This is a genomic window from Anoxybacillus andreesenii (assembly GCF_030813005.1).
In the GTDB taxonomy this organism is placed as follows: Bacteria; Bacillota; Bacilli; order Bacillales; family Cytobacillaceae; genus Robertmurraya; species Robertmurraya andreesenii.
This window is the reverse complement of the sequence record NZ_JAUSTU010000003.1, coordinates 156,329-177,372: the sequence shown is the minus strand read 5'-3', so window position 1 is coordinate 177,372 and position 21,044 is coordinate 156,329. Positions and strand designations below refer to the sequence as shown.

24 protein-coding genes are annotated in these 21,044 nt (G+C 42.5%); 22 read left to right on the top strand and 2 right to left on the bottom strand.

All coding sequences use genetic code 11. From position 1 onward, the window contains the following. Nucleotides 1–18: 18 nt before the first annotated feature. Nucleotides 19–924, top strand: a complete 906-nt coding sequence (locus J2S07_RS04535) for an ROK family protein (RefSeq protein WP_307149218.1) — start codon at nt 19–21, stop codon at nt 922–924. Between the two features lie 29 nt (nt 925–953). Beyond that, nucleotides 954–2,390 (top strand): glycoside hydrolase family 1 protein, encoded by a 1,437-nt coding sequence (locus J2S07_RS04530; protein WP_307149217.1) that lies wholly within the window; start codon nt 954–956, stop codon nt 2,388–2,390. Between the two features lie 75 nt (nt 2,391–2,465). Here J2S07_RS04530 and J2S07_RS04525 read toward each other — a convergent pair whose 3' ends face one another. Next, nucleotides 2,466–3,206, bottom strand: a complete 741-nt coding sequence (locus J2S07_RS04525; RefSeq protein ID WP_307149216.1) for a hypothetical protein — start codon at nt 3,204–3,206, stop codon at nt 2,466–2,468. A gap of 221 nt (nt 3,207–3,427) precedes the next feature. Between J2S07_RS04525 and J2S07_RS04520 the strand changes: the two genes are divergently transcribed. From J2S07_RS04520 to J2S07_RS04425, 20 genes are all read left to right on the top strand, one after another. Next, nucleotides 3,428–3,577: a hypothetical protein gene (locus J2S07_RS04520; RefSeq protein WP_307149333.1), complete on the top strand. Its 150-nt coding sequence runs from the start codon at nt 3,428–3,430 to the stop codon at nt 3,575–3,577. A 21-nt stretch (nt 3,578–3,598) separates the two neighbouring features. Beyond that, nucleotides 3,599–3,790, top strand: coding sequence for a YbxH family protein (locus J2S07_RS04515; protein WP_307149215.1), 192 nt, complete (start codon nt 3,599–3,601; stop codon nt 3,788–3,790). After that, nucleotides 3,771–4,310 (top strand): hypothetical protein, encoded by a 540-nt coding sequence (locus J2S07_RS04510; protein WP_307149214.1) that lies wholly within the window; start codon nt 3,771–3,773, stop codon nt 4,308–4,310. The genes J2S07_RS04515 and J2S07_RS04510 overlap by 20 nt, the downstream gene beginning before the upstream one ends. A 102-nt stretch (nt 4,311–4,412) precedes the next feature. Beyond that, the gene (locus J2S07_RS04505; RefSeq protein WP_307149213.1) at nt 4,413–6,098 is read left to right on the top strand and encodes a sigma-54 interaction domain-containing protein; all 1,686 of its coding nucleotides are present in this window, start codon (nt 4,413–4,415) and stop codon (nt 6,096–6,098) included. 220 nt (nt 6,099–6,318) lie between these two features. Beyond that, nucleotides 6,319–7,149, top strand: coding sequence for a branched-chain amino acid ABC transporter permease (locus J2S07_RS04500; protein ID WP_370872785.1), 831 nt, complete (start codon nt 6,319–6,321; stop codon nt 7,147–7,149). Further along, complete coding sequence (locus J2S07_RS04495; protein WP_307149212.1) at nt 7,149–8,117, top strand: branched-chain amino acid ABC transporter permease; 969 nt, start codon at nt 7,149–7,151, stop codon at nt 8,115–8,117. Before J2S07_RS04500 ends, J2S07_RS04495 begins: the two co-directional genes overlap by 1 nt. Before the next feature lie 35 nt (nt 8,118–8,152). Then, nucleotides 8,153–8,926, top strand: coding sequence for an ABC transporter ATP-binding protein (locus tag J2S07_RS04490; protein WP_307149211.1), 774 nt, complete (start codon nt 8,153–8,155; stop codon nt 8,924–8,926). Further along, entirely contained in the window at nt 8,910–9,617 is a 708-nt protein-coding gene (locus tag J2S07_RS04485; protein ID WP_307149210.1) for an ABC transporter ATP-binding protein, read from the top strand. Before J2S07_RS04490 ends, J2S07_RS04485 begins: the two co-directional genes overlap by 17 nt. A 73-nt stretch (nt 9,618–9,690) precedes the next feature. Next, the gene (locus J2S07_RS04480) at nt 9,691–10,920 is read left to right on the top strand and encodes an ABC transporter substrate-binding protein (protein WP_307149209.1); all 1,230 of its coding nucleotides are present in this window, start codon (nt 9,691–9,693) and stop codon (nt 10,918–10,920) included. A gap of 226 nt (nt 10,921–11,146) precedes the next feature. Beyond that, complete coding sequence (locus J2S07_RS04475; protein WP_307149208.1) at nt 11,147–12,310, top strand: acyl-CoA dehydrogenase family protein; 1,164 nt, start codon at nt 11,147–11,149, stop codon at nt 12,308–12,310. 4 nt (nt 12,311–12,314) lie between these two features. Beyond that, entirely contained in the window at nt 12,315–13,502 is a 1,188-nt protein-coding gene (locus J2S07_RS04470) for a thiolase family protein (protein WP_307149207.1), read from the top strand. A gap of 100 nt (nt 13,503–13,602) precedes the next feature. Further along, nucleotides 13,603–14,778: an acyl-CoA dehydrogenase family protein gene (locus J2S07_RS04465; protein WP_307149206.1), complete on the top strand. Its 1,176-nt coding sequence runs from the start codon at nt 13,603–13,605 to the stop codon at nt 14,776–14,778. Nucleotides 14,779–14,853: 75 nt separating this feature from the next. Continuing rightward, nucleotides 14,854–15,618, top strand: coding sequence for a 3-oxoacyl-ACP reductase FabG (gene fabG, locus J2S07_RS04460; protein ID WP_307149205.1), 765 nt, complete (start codon nt 14,854–14,856; stop codon nt 15,616–15,618). Between the two features lie 15 nt (nt 15,619–15,633). After that, nucleotides 15,634–16,083: a MaoC family dehydratase N-terminal domain-containing protein gene (locus tag J2S07_RS04455; RefSeq protein WP_307149204.1), complete on the top strand. Its 450-nt coding sequence runs from the start codon at nt 15,634–15,636 to the stop codon at nt 16,081–16,083. Beyond that, the gene (locus J2S07_RS04450; protein ID WP_307149203.1) at nt 16,080–16,481 is read left to right on the top strand and encodes a MaoC/PaaZ C-terminal domain-containing protein; all 402 of its coding nucleotides are present in this window, start codon (nt 16,080–16,082) and stop codon (nt 16,479–16,481) included. Before J2S07_RS04455 ends, J2S07_RS04450 begins: the two co-directional genes overlap by 4 nt. Nucleotides 16,482–16,591: 110 nt before the next feature. After that, nucleotides 16,592–18,262, top strand: coding sequence for a DUF6044 family protein (locus J2S07_RS04445; RefSeq protein WP_307149202.1), 1,671 nt, complete (start codon nt 16,592–16,594; stop codon nt 18,260–18,262). A gap of 17 nt (nt 18,263–18,279) precedes the next feature. Then, complete coding sequence (locus J2S07_RS04440; RefSeq protein WP_307149201.1) at nt 18,280–19,308, top strand: glycosyltransferase family 2 protein; 1,029 nt, start codon at nt 18,280–18,282, stop codon at nt 19,306–19,308. Further along, nucleotides 19,271–19,702 (top strand): GtrA family protein, encoded by a 432-nt coding sequence (locus J2S07_RS04435; protein WP_307149325.1) that lies wholly within the window; start codon nt 19,271–19,273, stop codon nt 19,700–19,702. Before J2S07_RS04440 ends, J2S07_RS04435 begins: the two co-directional genes overlap by 38 nt. 87 nt (nt 19,703–19,789) lie before the next feature. Beyond that, complete coding sequence (locus J2S07_RS04430; RefSeq protein ID WP_307149200.1) at nt 19,790–20,116, top strand: SCP2 sterol-binding domain-containing protein; 327 nt, start codon at nt 19,790–19,792, stop codon at nt 20,114–20,116. Between the two features lie 171 nt (nt 20,117–20,287). Then, nucleotides 20,288–20,485 (top strand): hypothetical protein, encoded by a 198-nt coding sequence (locus tag J2S07_RS04425; RefSeq protein WP_307149199.1) that lies wholly within the window; start codon nt 20,288–20,290, stop codon nt 20,483–20,485. A gap of 32 nt (nt 20,486–20,517) precedes the next feature. On the opposite strand, the gene J2S07_RS04420 is transcribed toward J2S07_RS04425, so the two are convergent. Continuing rightward, nucleotides 20,518–21,018: a MerR family transcriptional regulator gene (locus J2S07_RS04420; RefSeq protein ID WP_307149198.1), complete on the bottom strand. Its 501-nt coding sequence runs from the start codon at nt 21,016–21,018 to the stop codon at nt 20,518–20,520. Nucleotides 21,019–21,044: the final 26 nt, after the last annotated feature.

Genomic DNA, 21,044 nt, shown 5'->3' with positions numbered 1-21,044 from the left:
TTGATAGGAGGTTTATGGTTGAATAATTATGCGGTTTTTGATACAGGAGGTTCCTCTATAAAGTATGCCGTGATGGAAGAAACCGGGCAGGTTATAGAAAAATTCTCCATTCCAACGCCGAAGGATGGTATTAGCTCGTTTGTCCATACAATTGAAACAATCGTCAAGGATTTTCAAACTAGATATGTTATAAGTGGGATTGCCTTAAGCATGCCTGGCGCAGTTGATGTGGAATCAGGATATATTAAAGGAGTAACAGCGATTCCATATTTACATGGGCCGAATATTAGAAAGCTGCTTGAGGAGAAGCTCAATCTCCCTGTCGAGCTTGAGAATGATGCCAATTGTGCAGGTTTAGCAGAAGGCTGGCTTGGTGCTGCAAAAGATGTCAATGACTATATTTGTATTGTGATCGGGACCGGCATTGGCGGCTCGTTATTTCTTGATAAGAAAATTCGTCATGGAGCCAATCTATTCGCTGGAGAATTTGGCTATATGATCTTGGAGGATTTCCATAATCAGCCCATCGGCGAAACGTGGAGTTCCCTTGCTGCAACCGGTGGCTTAATTAAGCAGGTTGCTAAGCGCAAAAACATGGACCCAGAGATCCTTGACGGCAAAAAGGTATTTGCAATGGCTGAACAAGATGACAAGGAGGTCCAGGAAGAAATTGAGAAATTTATTAAGCGCTTAGCTGTTGGAATATATAATTTGCAATACATCATTGACCCAGAGAAAATCCTCATTGGCGGAGCTATTAGCAACCGCGAGGGGCTGATTGAGAATATTAACGAAAAACTCAAGCAAATGAGAGCAGATCAACATTGTTTAGAAATTCAAGTGGAGAAATGTCAATTTGGAAACGACTCAAATTTAATTGGAGCCCTTTACCACTTTTTGCAAAGGAACTCTTCGAGAAAATAACCAATATGATGAAGCATGGAGGAAAAAAATTGATACATGAACATTTAAAGCCGTTTCCTGCTCACTTTCTTTGGGGGTCTGCTTCCGCTTCCTATCAGGTAGAAGGGGCTTGGGATGAAGATGGAAAAGGCCCTTCTATTTGGGACCAGTTTGTCCGAATCCCTGGCAAGACCTTCAAAGGAACAACTGGGGATCTGGCGGTGGATCATTATCACCGCTACAAAGAGGATGTACAATTGATGGCGGAAATGGGATTGAAAGCATATCGTTTTTCCGTTGCTTGGACTCGTATTTTTCCTCAAGGAAAAGGGAAGGTCAATGAAAAAGGCATACAATTTTATAGTGATTTAATTGATGAATTGATAAGCAAGCAAATCGAACCGATTCTCACCATTTATCATTGGGATTTGCCGCAAGCATTACAGGATGAGTATGGCGGTTGGGAATCGCGTCAAATTGTCGATGACTTCACAAACTATGCGGTGACGTTATATAAGCACTTTGGAGATCGTGTCAAGTATTGGGTAAGTTTAAATGAGCAAAATATTTTTACTAGTTTTGGATATAAAATGGCCATGCATCCACCCGGGGTGAAGGATGAAAGGCTTTTCTACCAGGTTAATCATCATGCCAGCCTTGCTAATGCAAGTGCGATAAAGGAGTTCCGCAGATGGGTCCCTGATGGGAAGATTGGTCCAAGCTTTGCTTACTCTCCAGCATATCCTGCCACTTCGAAGCCAGTGGACATCCTTGCTGCCGAAAATGCCGAGGAGCTGAATGCACACTGGTGGATGGATGTCTATGCATGGGGGAAATATCCGCAGTCCGCATGGAGGTATTTGGAGGAAAAAAGACTGGCACCAGTCGTTGAAAGTGGCGATTTTGAATTATTACAGGAAGGCAAGCCTGACTTTATGGGGTTGAATTATTACCAAACAACCACCTTTGAAACAAACCCGTTAGACGGAGTGTCTGAAGGGAAAATGAATACATCAGGGAAAAAAGGGACTTCTCAGGATACTGGGATCCCAGGACTTTACAAAACGATCAAAAATGAGCATCTAGAAAGGACGAATTGGGACTGGAACATTGACCCGACCGGCCTCAGAATTGCTTTGCGTCGGATAACAAATCGATATCAATTACCAATTCTCATTAGCGAAAATGGGCTCGGTGAATATGATGAGCTTGAGGAAGGCGATATCATTAATGATGATTACCGGATTCAATACCTTAAGGTTCACCTGCAGGCGGTTCAGGAAGCGATCACCGACGGAGTTGACATGCTCGGCTACTGCACATGGTCGTTCACCGATCTTCTCAGCTGGCTAAACGGCTTCCAAAAACGGTACGGTTTTGTCTATGTCAATCAACATGAAGAAGGGGTCCATGACCTTCGCCGTATCAAAAAGAAAAGCTTTCATTGGTATAAAGAAGTCATTGCTTCTAACGGGCAAAAACTTTAAATGAATAGAAGATTCCCTACCTTTTTCGGTAGGGATATTTTTTGTGACCGGAAAGCTTAGATTACGTATTGATTCTTACTCCTTCAACTGCTTTTCCGCCACTTCCAGTTCTTCCTTGCTATCTGTATGGACAAAAAAGCGCTGGATTGGATTTGTGATGCGATTGAGTCCAGTCTCAAACTTTTCTACAAGATGTGTTGTTCGCTCATAGATGACTGAACGGAGATGATCGAGCTCTCCACTGAGTTTTTTCAAAAACCCTTCCTGCTGATCCAATCTTTCCATGACCGTTGTGTGATAGACCTCCTGGAGATCCAGTTTTTTCGAAATCTCGTTATAGAACTCCTGCTGCTTCTTCAGTTCTTCACCAACAGCTTCATGTCCCTCAAGATGGGCGGACATTTTTGAAATCGCAACTTCCTGTGCCTCCTGTTGGTTCAAAATCGCCTGCGTCATTAAGCCATCCGCATCCAGCTTCTCCATTAATGCCTCGTTCCTTTTCTCCAGCTCATCTAATCGTTGAATCAGCATCTCATTTGTTTTCAACTGATTTTCTAATAGATCCTGCATTTGCCTTGAATACTGCTCCTGGTCATTCAGTTTGTTCTCCATCTGCTGCAGCTTGCTCGCTTGAGCGGTTCTCGTTCTTTGTATTGCATGATGAACCCTTTTTAACGAGTTTTGCAGGGTATCATTCATACTAATTTGCATCTCGAACATGGCCTGTAAAGAATGATATCTAAATACCTCCTGATTCGACGAGATTGGCTTGGAATCTATCCTAAGATAGACTTGAGGGTTCTTCTTTATCCCCATCTGTTTGTCACTTCCTTTTTAATAGGCTGAGAAAAGAGCTTTTTAATAAAACTGTGTCCTATATTATGCTATGAAAATTCGTTCGCAAATGAAACCAAGTTCCAATAGGTTGAATAATCAAAAATCAACTGGAAAATATAAGAAAGAAGTGTAAGGGGTTCGGTAAGAACAAGGAAATAACTCATACACAAAAGGCAGTAGCAAAAAAGGAGTTGATGAGTGTGAAAAAGAAGAAACAGGAAGAGCCTACCATGGCACCAGGGATGAGCGATCATGAAGAACTGGAACAATCCGCAACGAATGAGGAAATCGAGAGAGGTGAGTTCACAGAGGTGACGAATCTCTCCTATGATGAGGTGGATCCAAGCTAAGGATGGAGGGAGAACGTAACAATGGGTGCGATCGAGCGGAATGGATACCGGTTTGAGCCGGAATTTAGCGTCATTAGTCAGGATGGAGCCATCCATGTATACCATAAGGGTGAATTCATTGAAGAAATCAAGTTTGATTTTAACGGGAAATTCCCGGAACCAAATCTTATTGAAGAGCTAGTGGAGGATTACTGTGAGGAGAGAAATATTTAGACCGTTATTCGTGAAAAAGCTCGTATTATCTTTATTCGTATTCTTACTCCTCGACCCAATTCACACTCTTGCTAAGGAGGAATTAACAGCAGAATGCAAAAAGCTGCTGGAGGAAACGAAGGAGCAATATGTCAATCTCGTTGCCAATGATGTCTTAGCAAGCTTCGATCTATTTGAGGACGTCAAGGAGAAGAATGCCTTCTATTTCACGGCAAGCGATCTCTGGAAAATGGAATTCTTGACCGGAAAGGATTCACACATCGAATCCCTTAAGAAAATAATGGCTGGGAAATACCGTGGTGAGAAGAGATTATATTTTTTCAATCAGGATCCAGATGTGAGCTATGTCTTATTTAAAGATATAGACCATAATAATATTATGTTAACTTTAAAAAGAGATCCAGACAATTGGATCCTTACAGATAAGAAAATGAAGAAAGGGAAACAGATTACGGTGGAAACAGCTGAATGCCAGGATCAGCATTTCATGCAGAAAATGTTTGATAATCTCTATCCATAATAGGGCATCCAATGGGGATGGCCTATTTTATGTGTAAATAAAGGGAAATATTGATGAGATGTAGAAGTAAGCAGGAAGATCATGAGAGAAGAGGTGTTTTAGATGATTCGTGAAAAAGTTGGAGTAATTCCGTTTGATCATTTCATCACGGATGCGGATGGATGGATTCAAGCATGGGATTTATCCAAACCATTAACGGCGGATAATCTTTATCAGACAAAGATTTCGGACCTCTTTGATGATTGGGTTGAAAAGAGTGAACGGATCATTTTAGCGGCTTCAAAGGAAAGGAATTATCTCCTGCTGAACTGTCCATTTCCACATGAGAATAAGCAATTAAGGATGTACATTCTTGTTGAAGATGCTTTCATCCATGAAGCCATTAGCAAAGTAAAGGAACTCGACAAATCGATTCGAGAAATGGATGCGGTGATTGAGAGCTCCTATGATGGGATCTATATCACCGATATTCAAGGCAATACATTGAAGACGAACTCAGCGATCGAAAGAATTACAGGAATTCCGAAACACTACTATATTGGAAAGAATACGAGTGATTTAGTAAAGCGAGGAATTTTGAAAGAGTCTGTCACACTAAGGGTGCTTGAGGAAAAGAAAACAGTCACCGTCGTACAGAAGAATTTCAATGGCAAGGAAACACTCCTCACTGGGAATCCGATTTTTAATGAAAATGGTGAAATCGAGAAAATTGTTACCAATATTCGCGATTTATCCGATTTGAATGAGCTTAACGCAGAATTAAAGAAGGCCCAAATGCTGAACGAGCAATACAAGCAGGAACTCGAGAAACTAAAGGCTCACACAACGATCGATTCCGAAACAGTTATTAATAGTAAAAAGCTGAGAGAAATATACGAAATGACCGAACGCATTGCTCCATTTGATCCAACGATTCTTATCCTTGGAGAGACTGGGGTCGGAAAAGACGTTTTAGTCCGGCATTTATTTCAAAATAGTCCCCGAAGCAAGGGAGGACAGCTCATTAAGGTCAATTGCGGGGCGATTCCAAAGGATTTACTTGAGTCGGAGCTGTTTGGCTATGAGGCCGGGGCGTTTTCTGGTGCCGCTCGTTCCGGGAAAATGGGCATGTTCGAGTTGGCGGATAAAGGCATTCTTTTTCTCGATGAAATCGGGGAGCTCCCTCTTCATTTGCAGGTGAAGCTGCTAAGAGCCATTCAGGAAAAAGAAATTATTCGTGTGGGTGGCACAAAGGTGAAGAAGGTTGATATTCAGCTTATTGCTGCGACGAATAAGGACTTAAGAGCGATGGTTGAAAAGGGAGAATTTCGTGAGGATTTATTTTATCGACTAAATGTTGTGCCGATTACCATTCCACCCTTGCGAGAAAGACAGGATGATATCTTGCCGCTGATGTATCATTTCCTTGAAAAATATAACCGTAAATATAAGGTGACGAAGGAATATGATCGGGATTTGAAAAGTTTTTTCTATTATTACGATTGGCCGGGTAATGTGCGGGAGCTGTCGAATCTTGTGGAGCGCCTCATCTTGACCGTTCCCAATCAGCTCTTAACCACTGCTGATTTACCAGGAGAGTATAAGGAGAATCCGTTAATGAGCGGGTTTAGCCAAGAGGAAGAGCTTTCTCTTAAGGAAATGGTCGAACGGACAGAAAGGAACGTGTTAGAAAGGGCGATACGGGAATGTAATTCCACCTATGAGCTGGCAGCAAGGCTTAAGACAAGTCAGCCGACCATTGTTCGAAAGCTACAAAAATATCAATTAACGACGCTAAATCAAAAATGAATGACTCAATTCAATAATGAATCCTCTATAATAATCAAATAATTCGGAATATATAATTAAATTAATTCAATTTTGAATTAAGCTATAGGGTTGTACACCTGAATGTACAGCTTTATAGCTTTTTTTATAGCTTAGAATTTGGCATAGAAATTGCATTAACAAGTACAAAGGCCCGAAAAGGAGGTTGATTGATATTTTAGTTCAGCAAATATTTAATGCTATGACTATTGGTAGCGTTTACAGTCTGGTGGCTCTAGGACTGACCCTTGTATATGGGATTCTACATATTCCTAATTTTGCCCATGGAGCCTTATATATGGTTGGCGGCTATATGACACTCATCGTCATGCTTGAGACAGGCGTCCATTATCTTTTAGCGATTGTAGCTTCCATTTTTGTCGTCGGAATTCTCGCTATTCTCATGGAGCGCTTGGTTTTCCATCCGTTGCGCAATGCTCCACCAACCCACGATAAAATTGCTGCTATTGGTATGATGTTATTTTTGGAAGCCTTGGTTCAGCTTGTTTGGGGTGCCGAATACCGCCCGATGCCAACGCCGTTCGGTCAGGTTGTGGAATTCTTCGGCCTCACCGTGACCATGCAAAGGATTTTAATTATCGGGACGGCGATCGTCGTGATGATCCTTTTAAATCTATTCCTAAAGAAAACGATGATTGGTGCGACGATTATTGCGATGTCTCAAGATCGCGAAGGAGCCTTCCTAGTGGGGATCAACGCAAACAAGGTGGCGATGCTGACATTCTTTATTTCTGGAGGGCTGGCAGCCATCGCAGCTTCGATTGCTTCACCAATCAATCTCGTTTTTCCTGGGATGGGTCATCTCGTGATTCTGAAGGCGTTCGTGATTATAATCATTGGCGGCATGGGAAGCATTCCTGGGGCGATTATCGGCGGCTATATTTTAGGCTTTTCTGAGAGCCTTAGCGCAACCTTTATCTCGAATGACTATAAGGATTTGATTGCCTTCCTATTATTAGTGGTCATTTTGACGGTTCGTCCGAAAGGCTTGTTCGCAAAGGGGGTCCATTAATGGAGAAGGTAGTAACGAATCGAAATCTGTCAATCCTTCTGTTGGCGATTGCGATCCTGTTTCCCCTGTTTACTGACAATCAATATGTTCTTCATATTTTCTCACTCACATTTATTTGGACGATTGCTGTTCATGGCTTGAATTTGATCGGCGGCTTTACTGGCCAGCTTTCCCTCGCCCATGCAGGTTTTTTTGGAATTGGTGCATACTCTGTCGGGCTATTGACGGTGAAAATGGGATTGAATTTTTGGCTCGCCCTTGTTTTAGGACTGATCATCACAACCGCCATCGGTTTTGTCATCGGTCTTGTTGCACTGAGGACGAAGGAGCATTTTTTTGCGATTTACACACTCTGTGTCGGCTACATCATTTATCTCCTTTTGTACAAATGGGAGGAGTTGACTGAAGGAGTCAGGGGCTTAATTGGCATCCCTGTACCCGCACCAATTGGACCCATCACCTTTGATACACCGAGAAATCAATATTATTTGTTGTTATTCTTCCTTGTCCTCGTTATTTTCTTGATGCATCGCATCATGAATTCGATCATCGGCCGCACGTACATAGCGATTCGTAATAGTGAGGAGCTGGCCGAAACAATCGGGATTGCAACAATGAAGCAAAAAATGGTTTCCTTCGTGCTATCCACCTTTTTCGCTGGCTTAAGCGGGGGACTATATGCTGCTTTTGTGCGTTTTATTGGCCCTGATATTTCTTATATTAGCGTGACCTTTGATATGCTGATGTATTTGATCGTAGGGGGAATGGGGACTTTATCAGGACCCTTAATTGGAACGCTACTCATTGTCTGGCTTTCCCAATATCTACAATTTCTGCAAAATTACCGCATGCTCATCTTTGGACCTTTGCTCACCCTATTAATTATTTTCTATCCTCGGGGAATAGCCGGTGGGTATCAGATGTGGCGAGCAAAGAGATTAATAAAAAAATCGCAGCAGCTAATGTAGCCAGCGAATCAAGTCTCAATGAAGGAGGAGAAATAATGCTCGTACAAACAAAGGGATTGACAAAATCCTTCGGTGGACTGACCGCTGTCAATCAGGTGGATGCCGAAATTGAAACAAACAAAATTACCGCGATTATCGGTCCGAATGGGGCGGGAAAATCCACTTTTTTCAATTTAATTAGTGGGCTCCATCCGCCAACCGAAGGCACCATTCATTTTAAAGGGACGGATATTACGAAATTGAGAACCTATGAAATTGCTCGGCTCGGAGTGGGAAGAACCTTTCAAACGACGCACCTATTTGAGCAGTCAACGGTTCTTGATAATGTCATCATTGGCCACCGTTTAAGAACGAAATCTGGATTATTTGACTCGATTTTTAAGACAGGGAGGTTGGAAAGGGAGGAGGCCGCATGTCGAGAAAAAGCCCATGAGGTTCTGGAATTTGTCGGCTTGTCTGAAATGTCTCATCGGCTTGTTTCAGATATATCACAGGAAGCAAAAAAGAGGACCGCTTTTGCCCTTGCTTTGGCGACGGATCCTGAGATTGTTTTTCTTGATGAGCCGGCAGCAGGAATTAACCCAGAGGAGACAGATGGACTTGCAGAATTAATGAAGAAAATGGTCGACAAAGGGATTACCGTTTGTCTAATCGAGCACAAAATGAAGATGGTGATGAGTATCGCGGACAAAATTATCGTCTTGAACCATGGCAAGAAGATCGCAGAGGGGACGCCAGATGATATCAAAAATAATGAGCTCGTCATTCAAGCCTATCTTGGAGGTGGTGACCATGCTCAAGCTAACTGATGTGTCCGTTCATTATGGAGCATTTCAAGCGCTGCATGAAATTAACATGGACGTCGGTGTTGGGGAATTGGTCGTCCTTCTGGGGGCTAATGGGGCAGGGAAGAGTACGATTTTTCGGACGATCAGTGGCTTGAGTAAGCCATCTGGGGGCAGCATCCAGTTTCTGAATGAGAATATAGGCGGTCTCTCACCAGATCGTCTCGTGGAGGCAGGAATTGTGCAATGTGCGGAAGGGAGGAAGCTATTTCCACAAATGTCTGTTTATGAAAATCTGTTGTTAGGGGGCTATGTCCGTAGGAAAAACAAGGACTCGCTCAAGAAGGCACTCGAGGAAATTTATCAATTGTTCCCGATCCTCAAGGAAAAAAGAAATGATCCTGCAGGCTCCTTAAGCGGTGGACAGCAGCAAATGCTTGCGATTGGAAGAGCGCTAATGTCAAAACCAAAGCTTGTCCTATTTGATGAGCCTTCCATTGGATTGGCGCCATTAATTGTCGAGCAGGTATTTGAGGTCATCCAAGAGATTCATAGAAATGGAACGACGGTTTTATTAGCGGAACAAAATGCTAACGCCGCCCTCAAAATCGCCGACCGAGGCTATGTCATCGAGAATGGGCGCATTGTTTTGGTAGGTACGAGCGGGGAGCTTTTTGCCAACGATGAAATTCGCAAGGCCTATATTGGTGCCTAAAGTTGAAGGAGGTGAGTCTATCGCATAGGAGTTGCCTGAAAGTCTGCTAAAAATTTAGCGAGGGGGAAAAGGGATGAAGTTAAAAGGGCTTGTGTTTTATGTCCTGATTTTGTTCGCGATGATCTTGACAGCATGTAGTGGTACAACTTCAAACGAGCCGCAAAATGAGGGAAATAAGAAAACTGAGGAAAACCAGGAACAGGCAAATGAGGAAAAAAATAAGGAAGCCAAAACGGTTAATATTGGCTTTAGCGGGCCATTAAGCGGGCCAGCCGCCTTTTATGGAGAGAATACCCTCTCCGGGCTTGAAATGGCTGTGGATGAAATTAATGATGCCGGAGGATTTGAGGTAAATGGAGATACCTATAAGATCAATTTAGTTTCGTTAGATGACAAATATTTACCGAATGAAACAGGAGCCAATGCGAAGAGACTTTTACAAGAAAACAAGACACCGATCGTTTTTGTCCCACATAGTGGCGGGATTTTTGCGACTCAAGTGTTTAATATGCAGGATAACTTTATCGTAGCGGCCTATTCAAGTGAGCCAGCGATCACTGCCCAAGGGAATAGCCTAACGGTGAGAATCCCACCTAAATATGACGGCTATATTGAACCTTTCACAGATTACCAAATGGAGCGCTTCGGTAAGAAGATCGCGTTTCTTCCAACAGCAACACAATACGGAAAGGATTGGGCTGAAACATTAGAGCCTGTTTGGAAGAAAAAAGGCGGAGAGATTGTCTATAACGGTTCCATTGATTTTAACAAGGATACGGACTTCTTCACGATTGTGACGAATGCATTGAAGGAAAAGCCTGATGTTCTCTTTGTCGGAGGTCCATCTGAGCCAACAGCATTAGTGATCAAGCAGGCCCGAGAGCTCGGCTTTAAGGGCGGATTTATCATTATGGACCAGGCGAAGCTAGATGAAATTGCAGCGGTGCTTGGAGGCACGGATATGCTTGAAGGCTCCTCAGGTACCTTGCCATTAGCTGTTTCGATTGAGCCTGAAAACCAAAAGTTCTTCGATGATTATAAGGCGGCCCATGGCAAGGATCCAGGCTCTGAGGCAGGCTATCATTACTTCTCGATGTATTTATTTGTAGAAGCAATGAAGGCTGCAGGTAGTGTGGATGATCCAAAGGCTATAATGGAGAATATTCAAGCTGGGTTAGACGCACTTTCAGAGGATAAGAAAATTTACAAGGTCAATGAAATCGAGGCTGATGGCGGGCTCGTTACACCACTGAGAATTGCTGTTGTAGAAGAAGGGAAAATCGTAGACATCACTGTTGATTAACAATTGTTAATATTTAAGCTTTGAGCATAGATCATGGTGTGCGGCCATCTTCTATGCTCTTCTTTCGAAATTAATTCATTTTTGAATGATCCGATACAAAATTGAATCTTAATTTGGATTTTCTTTGATTCAATTATGAATCAAGGAAAATCCAATGTTTCTAGTATTATAACGAAATTAGGTTGGCACAGTTCTTGCATTTTATTTATGAAAAGGGGGGAGATGATTGAATTTTCAATTGGATGAGGACATTCTCTTGCTTAAAGAGAATATTCGGGATTTTATCGAAAATGCAGTGGAGCCCAATGCGATGGAGATTGAAGAAAAGGATGAGATTCCTTTTTCAATTATTGAGGCTTCAAAGAAAATGGGCTTGTTTGGGCTAAGTATTCCTGAGGATTATGGTGGTCTTGGAATTGGCATGGTCGGGAAATGCGCTCTCTATGAGGAGATTGGGAGGACCCATAACGGGTATACCACTCTAGTTGGTGCACATACAGGGATTGGAACGGTCGGAATTGTGGAAATGGGAAATGAACGGCAGAAAAGAACATACCTTCCTGCCATGGCTTCTGGAGAGAAAATTGGGGCGTTTGCCCTAACTGAACCAGCGGCTGGCTCACAAGCCTCCAATCTAAAGACAACCGCTGTGAAAAAAGGAGATAAATATCTCCTCAATGGAACAAAGCATTATATCACTAATGCCCCTATTGCTGATGTTTTTACAGTAATGGCAGTGACAGATTCTACAAAAGGGGCGAAGGGGATTACCTCTTTTATTGTTGAGAAGGACTTTCCTGGCTTTAATGTCGGAAAGATTGAAAAGAAAATGGGGCTCAAGGGTTCCCATTCAGCAGAGTTAATTTTCGAAGACTGTGAGGTTCCAGTAGAAAATGTTCTTGGTACAGAGGGAGAAGGGTATGTGAATGCCCTTAAAATACTTGCAAACGGTAGAGCGGGGTTAGCCGCTCGAAATCTGGGCTCCTGTCAACAGCTTTTGGATATGTCGATAAAGTACGCATCTGAACGAATCCAATTTGACGTACCGATCATTGAGCATCAGGCAGTATCACACATGATCGCGGAGATGGCCTTAGAAATTGAAGCACTGCGTTCCTTTACGTACCGTGTCGCATGGATGGTTGATGAAAGGCAAAATGTGATAAAAGAGGCGGCCATGCTTAAGCTGTACGGGTCAGAGGTCTATAATCGGGTCGCTGACAAGGCTGTTCAAATACACGGAGGATTAGGATATATTTCTGACTACCCAGTGGAGCGTTACTACCGTGATGCGAGAATTACTCGGATCTATGAAGGAACATCGGAAATTCAGAAAAATATTATTGCTGCCCAGCTAAGGAAGGAGTTTAAAGCAAAAAGAGGGGAGTGAGAGGATGCGGGATGAAATTGTAATCGTAAGTGCCGTTCGGACGCCCATTGGTCGTTTCGGTGGCTCTCTAAAAAATCTCAACTCCGGAGACTTAGGTGCGATCGTGATCAAAGAGTCGATTAAACGGGCTGGATTAGCACCTGAGCAGATTAGCGAGGTCATTCTGGGAGAGGTCAGGCAAACGACGGAATCATCCAATGTGGCTCGGGTCGCTGCCTTGAGAGCAGGACTCCCGGAAACGACTCCTGCATTCACAGTGAATCGCCTTTGTGCTTCGGGGATGCAGGCGGTCACTTCAGGGATCCAACAAATTTGGAGCGGCCAAGGAGATATTATTGTTGCTGGTGGGACGGAAAATATGAGCCGGGCCCCGATCTATCTGAGAAACTCTCGATTTGGGGAGGGAAATCCCTATCTAGTAGACTCGCATTTGGAAAATGGGCAGCAACCGATCGAACAATATGGAGTCGGATTAGGGATGGGCATGACCGCAGAAAATGTCGCCGAAAAGTATCAGATTTCAAGAGAGGATCAGGATCAATTTGCCTATGAAAGTCAGCAAAAAGCTGCCAAGGCCATAAGGGAAGAGATTTTTCAGGAAGAAATCATTCCCGTAGAGGTAAAGGAAAGGAAGCAGAGCTTTCTTTTTGATAAGGATGAGCATCCAAGACCTGATACGACGATTGAAAAATTGGCAAAACTACGGCCTGCCTTTAAGGAAAATGGCGTCGTCACCGCTGGGAATGCCTGTGGACGCAATGACGGAGCTGCTGCTCTTGTGATGATGAGAAGAGAAAAGGCAAACTCCCTTGGGCTCAAGCCTTTAGCAAAGATTGTCGATTGGGCAACAGCTGCGGTTTCTCCAGAAATCATGGGAATTGGTCCGGTTCCTGCGATTGAAAGATTATTAAAAAGGACGAACAAAATTATTCAGGAAATCGGCTTAATTGAATTAAATGAAGCCTTCGCAGCTCAAGCCTTGGCGGTCATACGGGAAGCAAATTTGAACCCGGACAAAGTCAATGTCAATGGAGGGGCAATTGCACTTGGTCATCCAGTAGGCGCAACAGGCGCAAGGATCATCACGACCCTATTATATGAAATGAGAAGAAGAAACGAGCGACTTGGAATCGCCACCCTTTGTGTTGGAGGAGGACAAGGAATGGCTGTCATGCTAGAAGACTTGTCCTAATAAACTAGTAATATGATAACTTTTTTATCATCGTAAGTTCTCGCCATGACGATACAGCACAAAAATTGATGTACTTAATACGATTGAAGGAGTGAAATGTATGCATTTACGATTAACTGAGGAACAGAAGATGGTGCAGCAAACGATTCGCAAATTTGTTGAGAAGGAATTAATCCCTTTAGAGAATGAAGTGTTAAGAAATGAGCGGGAAGGAAGACCGAGCTTACCTGAAGAAACGTTAAGAGAACTTCAGCTGAAAGCGAAGGAAGCGGGCTTCTGGGGAATTAACACTCCTGCTGAATACGGGGGAGCCGACCTCGGACAAATGATGATGGCCATCGTTCTCATGGAAGTCTCGAAGACATTTGTTCCGTTTAGCTTCGGTGGAAGCGCTGACAATATTCTCTATTATGGCAACGAAGAACAGAAGAAAAAATATTTGATTCCAACGATTAATGGCGAAAGAAAATCATGCTTCGCCATGACCGAGCCATCAGCAGGCTCCGATACTAGGAATATTAAGATGACCGCTGTCAAGGATGGCAATGAATGGGTTCTAAATGGCGAAAAAACCTTTATCACAGGTGGGAATGAAGCGGATTTCGTTATGGTGATTGCCATTACGGATAAGGAAAAGCATCGAGCTACCGGACGAGAGGGAGTCACTTGCTTTATTGTCGATCGAGATATGGGCTGGAAATCGGAATACATTCATACAATGGGAGAATGGGGACCTGCTAGTCTCATCTTTGATAATGTGCGCGTCCCTGAAGAAAATATCCTAGGAGAAATAGATAAGGGCTATCAGCTCGGATTAGAGTGGATCGGATTTGCAAGATGGGTCGTTGGGGCACGTGCCGTTGGGGCAGCGGAAAGATTATTGCAAATGGCCATTGACTATTCAAAGGAAAGGGTCACATTTGGAAAGCCTATCTCTGAACGGCAAGCGATTCAGTGGCAAATTGCGGATTCAGCAGTGGAAATTGAAGCAGCTAGGTGGCTGGTATTGAATGCTGCCTTTACATTGGATCATGGTGAGGATAATCGTCATTTAGGCTCGATGGCGAAGCTGTACGGCTCAAATATGGGCAACCGTGTCGTCGATCGCGTGCTGCAAATTCATGGTGGAATGGGCTACACGAGAGAATTACCGATTGAACGCTGGTACCGTGAAGCAAGATTATGGCGAATCTACGATGGTACCGATGAGATTCAACGTATGATTATTGCGAGAAATCTGCTTAAGGGACATGTTAAATTAGGACAATTCATATAGAATCCATTATAATAATAGTTGTAAAATTAAGAATTTACACTATATTAACTTCATATTTGAGGAGGTATCATGATAATGACAGGTAGATTTTCAGGTAGAGTAGCATTTGTAACTGGAGGAAGTCGGGGGATTGGGCGTGCCATTGTTGAGCGCTTTGCAGAAGAAGGGGCGAAGGTCGCAATCGTAGATGTGAATGAAGAAGCACTCACTGAAACAACGAATGAATTAAGAGAAAAAGGGTACGAGGTATTTTCAAAGATTGCTAGCGTGACGGATGAGAACGAAATTGAGGGGGCAGTGAACGAAGCATACGAAATGCTTGGCTCACTCGATATTCTTGTCAATAATGCAGGAGTCATACGTGATAACCTCCTATTCAAAATGACCGATTCTGATTGGGACACTGTGATGGATGTCCATTTGAAAGGTTCCTTTTATGCGGCTAGAGCGGCGCAGAAATATATGGTGCAAAACAAGTATGGCCGGATCATCAATATTTCCTCCACTTCTGCTCTAGGAAATCGAGGACAAGCAAACTACGCTACCGCTAAAGCAGGCCTGCAAGGTTTTACGAAGACGTTAGCCATTGAACTTGGACGGTATGGTATTACAACGAATTCAGTTGCACCTGGCTTCATTGAAACGGAAATGACAAAAGCAACGGCTGAAAGAATTGGCATCTCCTTCGAGGATCTAATTCATGCTAGTGTTTCACAAATTCCTGTAGGCCGTAGCGGGAAGCCAGAGGATATCGCAAATGCCGTTGCCTTCTTTGCAGATGAGAATTCCTCATTTGTCAATGGACAGGTCATTTATGTTGCAGGAGGTCCAAAAAATTAGTGTGAGGTGAAGGGAATGTTTACTGAATTTATTGGAAAGAGGTCGAATAAGGTTCGCAATACCGTCGAGCGTGGGGCAGTCAAAAAGTTTGCTGAGGCGATCGGTGATCTTCATCCGATTTTCGTCGACGAGGAATACGGAAAGAAGTCGCGTTATCAAAACAATATTGCACCACCTACCTTTCCGCGGGTATTTGACTATGGTGTAATTGAAGGCCTAAAGCTTCCAGCGAAAGGACTTATCCATGGGGAGCAAAATTATCATTACGAAAGACCGCTTATTGTTGGGGAAGAAATTCAATGCTACTCCGAAGTGAAAAGCTATTTTGAAAAAACGGGAAGCACTGGTAATATGGCATTTCTTTCAATTAAGCAATATGGGGAGGATTTGGAAGGGCATCTCATTTTCAGCTCTGAGCAAGTCATCATCATAATGGAAGCAGTTAGAAAGGGGATGAAGCAATGAGCTCATTAGCCGAACTAAGGGCCGGAGAGACACTCAATGATATCGTACTTTCTCCTGTATCAAGACTAGATTTAATCAAATATGCTGGTGCATCCGGGGACTACAATCCCATTCACACGATTGATGATGAGGCAAAGAAGGCTGGACTTCCAGGAATCATTGCTCACGGAATGTGGACAATGGGGAACTTGGCGAAGCTATTTACGCCCTATCATGAAGAAGGATTTCTGCAGGATTATTCCATCCGCTTTAAAGGCATGGTTTTTCTAAACGATGTAATTACGTTAAGAGCGGAGCTTGTGGAGAAAAATGACAAGAAGTTGAAATTCAATGTGGCTGCCCTTAACCAAGATGGCAGAGAGGTTTTGGTCGGTACCGCTGTATTTGCACAATACTAAGATAGTCTACAGACATCTTCCTAATTTGGGAAGGTGTCTTTTATTTTGGAATAATATTCAAGTAAATCAGACATGATAACGTTACTAAGGAGAAGTAGGTTGGGGTATAAATGGTTAGAGGTTTTTCAGAAAAAAAACAAATAGGGTTGGCGCTTGTAGTGATCATGATATATCTATCCCCATTAATCATCCTGGGGGAGAATGCCCATATTCGCGTTCATGACAACTTGGATTCCAATCTTGCTTGGTATAAGGTTTTATCAAAAAGCGGGGAAATGTTTGGCTCACTTGATGCAACCATCCCGCAAATCATTAATGGCTTACCACGCAATGCATTTGGGACGGAGTTTAGTGGCATTGTTTGGCTTTATCATCTTTTTCCGACCATGGTTGCTTATACGTTAAGTCAGGCGATTACGAGGTTTGTAGCTTTTTTCGGGATGTATCACCTATTGAAAAAGCATTTCCTTCGAGAGCAGAAATGGACCTTTATAAATGTTGGGGTAGCGTTAGCCTTCTCCTTAACTCCCTTTTGGCCCTCCGGGATGCTAAGTACACTGGGAATGCCACTAGCCCTATGGGCATTCTTAAATATACGTAAAGGGGAGAAGTCCTGGAAAAATTACGCTGCCTTAACCCTGTTGCCACTATATTCAAGCTTTGTATTGGGATTTTTCTTTTTTTTAGTTGCGATGGGTCTATGGTGGTTGATTGATGTGATTCAAGGGAAAGGACTTAACCTCAGGTTCTTGTTCGCCATCGCCTTTATGACCACCGTTTTTCTTTTGGTTGAATATCGACTTGTCGGTTCATTTTTATTCTCGACCGAACCAAATAGCCGTGATGAATATTTCCACGCTCGATTACCATTATGGAGGGCCGTTCGGCTCACCTTCAAGAATTTTATACTAGGACATACTCATGTGATGACGGTTCATGGGTTGATCATACTTCCCGTCCTTTTCTTAGCTCTTTATGTAATTGCTAGAAAAAGTCTATGGAAGGAGGAAAGGGCATTTTGGATTTTACTCGTTATCAATTTCTCATTATCAACCTGGTATGCCTTTTGGTTTTATAAAGGGTGGCTTCCTTTAACAGAGCGATTTCATTTTCTAGACACCTTTAATTTTGCCCGCTTTCACTTTCTTCGGCCATTAGTGATTTACTTAGGCTTTGCCCTTGGATTAAAAATTATCGCCCAGTACGATTGGAGTCTTAAGCCTGCTGTACACCTGTTAATTGCAGCTCAGCTCCTTGTACTATTTTTGTTTAATGATGAGATCATTCATAAAAACAAGCCGACGGTCAAGCAGTTTTTTGCAGAGGAACTGTTCACTGATATTAAGAACTACATCGATGAGCCGTTAGACGAGTATCGAGTGGCTAGTATTGGGATTCATCCCGCCATCGCACAATACAATGGCTTTTACACCCTTGATACGTATAATAATTTTTACCCCCTTAGGTATAAACACCAATTTCGTACCATCATCGAAATAGAGCTTGAAAAAAATAAAACGATCAGGACGTATTTTGATGAATGGGGCGGGCGTTGCTATTTATTTACGGCTGAATTAGGCAAGCACTATATGTTTAAAAAGACATCTAAAAAGCGCTTGAAAAACCTCGAATTAAATACGGAGCCCTTTAAGGAAATGGGCGGGAAGTACATTTTTTCAAGTATTCCAATTGATAATGCGGAGGAAAACAAGCTTCGGTTGAACAAGATTTTTACGAACAAGAACGCAGCCTGGAACATCTATTTATATGAAGCACTTTGAGCATCTAGGAGGGAAACATGAAGAAGCCAGTACTCACAATCGTCGTCCCTTGCTATAACGAAGAGGATATCCTGCCATATACTTTTTCAGAATTGAAGAGTTTAATGGATGAGATGGTCAAAGAAGAAATCGTCGCAGCTGATAGCAGAATTCTCTTTGTTGATGACGGAAGCAAGGATCGAACCTGGAACTATATTTATAAGGAAATGCTAAAAAATGAATATATTAAGGGACTAAAGCTTTCCCGTAATGTTGGCCATCAAAATGCACTGCTTGCAGGTCTCTTCACAGTGAAGGTGAAATCGGATTGTATCGTGACGATCGATGCGGACTTGCAGGACGACATCAATGTGATAAAGGATTTTCTCGAGAGGTATAACGAAGGCTATGAAATTGTGTACGGGGTGAGAAAGAGTAGAAGCTCCGATACCTTTTTTAAGAGGACAACGGCTCAAGGATTCTATAAAATGATGAAATCTATGGGAGTGGAGCTTGTCTATAACCATGCTGATTTCCGTTTAATGAGCAGAAGGGCAGTCATGGAGCTCGAACGATTTGAGGAAATGAACCTATTTTTGCGAGGAATTGTTCCATTAATTGGATTTAAATCGACCAGCGTGTATTACGATCGGAAGGAAAGGCTGGCTGGTGTAACGAAATATCCCATTAGAAAAATGCTTTCCTTTGCTTTTGATGGGATTACTTCCTTTTCGATAAAGCCGATTCGGTTTGTGTTGTTTATCGGGTGTTTTTCTTTTTTTACAAGTCTGTTATTTGCACTTTATTTCTTCTTATTAAAATTTTTCGGCAATACCGAGCTTGGCTGGACGTCGATTATTACTTCGATTTGGTTGATTGGCGGACTTCAGCTGATTGCCGTGGGGCTCGTTGGTGAGTACATCGGGAAGATCTATAAGGAAGTGAAAAGGCGCCCGAAATATATTGTTGAGTTCGATGCTTATCATTCCCCATTGACCTTGCCAATAAAAGAGAGTGATAGTGAAGGCTATGCGAAGGATTACCGAAAAATTCTCAAGTCAAACTAATTCGTTTATGCGCTTCCTTCTCGTCGGGGTCCTGAACACCATGATTGGGCTTTCGGTTACGTTTATTGTCTTGCATGGGCTGGGGCAAGGCTATTGGATGTCAACATTCATTGGTAATTGTGTAGGTGCCATCTGCAGCTTTATCTTAAATCGCGCCTTTACCTTCAGGAGTGATGTCTCTTATATGGCTGGAGGGATTCGCTTCATTGCGGTCATCTTGCTTTGCTATTTTATAGCCTACTCACTTAGTCCTATGCTTGCTCGGTCCATTCCATCCCTAGAACTTCTTTCTAAAAAAGATTTTTCCGTTTTAATGGGTGCAGTTCTATATACGGTCTTCAATTATTTAGGACAAAGGTACATTGTTTTTGGCCGCAATGCTCAACCCTCCTAGCCCTCCTTGTAGAGTGTTATTGAAATATTAGGAAAAATATGAAATAATAAACAAGGGTATGACTACATAGATACAGGGGGAAGAGAGATGGGTGTAAGAGCAGAGCTAGATGAACTCATTAGCAAAATCAATGCGAATCCAGAGCATATTAAGGATGAAAAGGATCGAGTTTTTCAAATTAACCTAGAGGAAAGCGGGATCTTACAAATTGTTCTTGCAGCAGGACAGATTTCTGTTGCGGATGGAACTCCGCATGAGCCACAGGTGACCTTAAAGACTTCGGATAAGAATTTTTCAAAGCTATTAAAGGATGACCTAAATACGACTATGGCATTTATGACAGGCGGGTTAAGAGTAGACGGGAATCTCGGATTAGCTTTGAAACTTCAAGAAATCGTGAAGAAATATCAATAGGAATACAGACGGCACTCGGTTTTTAGAGTGCTTTTTTGTTTGTTCACTAATATGGGTTTTATGCTATGATAAATTTGTGCTAGCATCTGCTAGCAATGTGATAGCAAATTACTAGCAGGGTGATAGCATTATGCTAGCGCTTGATAGCAAATGTACAAGGAGTTGTTTTCATTGGCAAATCAGGATAAAAGTCAGTTGAATGTAAGAGTATCTGTAGAGACCATCAAGAAGCTGAATGAAATTGTGGAATTTTATCAGGAAAACACGAAGATCGGAAAAGTGCATAAAGGCGATGTATTAAGTGACATTATTGATAAATCTCACGAGGTGATGATGAAACAAAAATTGAACAAGAGACCTCATTTATAGTTGTTTTTTAATCTAAAGCTAAATGAGGTCAATTAAAAGCCAAACAGACTGCGAATTCTCATTTTTTTCTTGTGCTTGATTGGTTCGCTCGGTTTGAGGTGGGTCGGAGTACTTGGTGGTTCTTCGTGAATGGAGAGGTTTTTATCTATGAGCTGCTGAAGCTGCTGAATTTGGTTTCTTAGCTCTTCAATTTCCCGTCTATGCTGAAGAAGCTGATAGGTAACAACAGAATCCGCTTTGTCATCAAGAGCTCTTTCCATTCTTTTTATTCTCTCTAATAGCTGCAGATGGCCGATCGGTCTTTCTTGAACTTTGACGCTTCCTCTTCGGGTTTGTCGCTTGATTTGAATCTCTTGCACTGGCACCCCTTTTTGAATTTGCTCCTTAAATTCCTTCAGCATGGAAATATCCTCTTCCGTATAGATGAAATGGCCAAATTCATTGCGCTCCATTTCTAATCCCAAGTGCTTGACCCATCTTTGAATCGTACTAGAAGATACCCCTAATAGCTTTGAAACTGCGCCTGTATTCAATGCTCTCACTCCTTTAATGATTCAAT

Bases quoted from the DNA above. Each gene is read 5' to 3' on its own strand.
- J2S07_RS04525 (WP_307149216.1), bottom strand. From the start codon at position 3,206: ATGGGGATAAAGAAGAACCCTCAAGTCTATCTTAGGATAGATTCCAAG.
- J2S07_RS04515 (WP_307149215.1), top strand. From the start codon at position 3,599: ATGGGTGCGATCGAGCGGAATGGATACCGGTTTGAGCCGGAATTTAGC.
- J2S07_RS04505 (WP_307149213.1), top strand. From the start codon at position 4,413: ATGATTCGTGAAAAAGTTGGAGTAATTCCGTTTGATCATTTCATCACG.
- J2S07_RS04500 (WP_370872785.1), top strand. From the start codon at position 6,319: ATGACTATTGGTAGCGTTTACAGTCTGGTGGCTCTAGGACTGACCCTT.
- J2S07_RS04495 (WP_307149212.1), top strand. From the start codon at position 7,149: ATGGAGAAGGTAGTAACGAATCGAAATCTGTCAATCCTTCTGTTGGCG.
- J2S07_RS04490 (WP_307149211.1), top strand. From the start codon at position 8,153: ATGCTCGTACAAACAAAGGGATTGACAAAATCCTTCGGTGGACTGACC.
- J2S07_RS04485 (WP_307149210.1), top strand. From the start codon at position 8,910: ATGCTCAAGCTAACTGATGTGTCCGTTCATTATGGAGCATTTCAAGCG.
- J2S07_RS04480 (WP_307149209.1), top strand. From the start codon at position 9,691: ATGAAGTTAAAAGGGCTTGTGTTTTATGTCCTGATTTTGTTCGCGATG.
- J2S07_RS04470 (WP_307149207.1), top strand. From the start codon at position 12,315: ATGCGGGATGAAATTGTAATCGTAAGTGCCGTTCGGACGCCCATTGGT.
- J2S07_RS04465 (WP_307149206.1), top strand. From the start codon at position 13,603: ATGCATTTACGATTAACTGAGGAACAGAAGATGGTGCAGCAAACGATT.
- fabG (WP_307149205.1), top strand. From the start codon at position 14,854: ATGACAGGTAGATTTTCAGGTAGAGTAGCATTTGTAACTGGAGGAAGT.
- J2S07_RS04455 (WP_307149204.1), top strand. From the start codon at position 15,634: ATGTTTACTGAATTTATTGGAAAGAGGTCGAATAAGGTTCGCAATACC.
- J2S07_RS04450 (WP_307149203.1), top strand. From the start codon at position 16,080: ATGAGCTCATTAGCCGAACTAAGGGCCGGAGAGACACTCAATGATATC.
- J2S07_RS04445 (WP_307149202.1), top strand. From the start codon at position 16,592: ATGGTTAGAGGTTTTTCAGAAAAAAAACAAATAGGGTTGGCGCTTGTA.
- J2S07_RS04440 (WP_307149201.1), top strand. From the start codon at position 18,280: ATGAAGAAGCCAGTACTCACAATCGTCGTCCCTTGCTATAACGAAGAG.
- J2S07_RS04435 (WP_307149325.1), top strand. From the start codon at position 19,271: ATGCGAAGGATTACCGAAAAATTCTCAAGTCAAACTAATTCGTTTATG.
- J2S07_RS04430 (WP_307149200.1), top strand. From the start codon at position 19,790: ATGGGTGTAAGAGCAGAGCTAGATGAACTCATTAGCAAAATCAATGCG.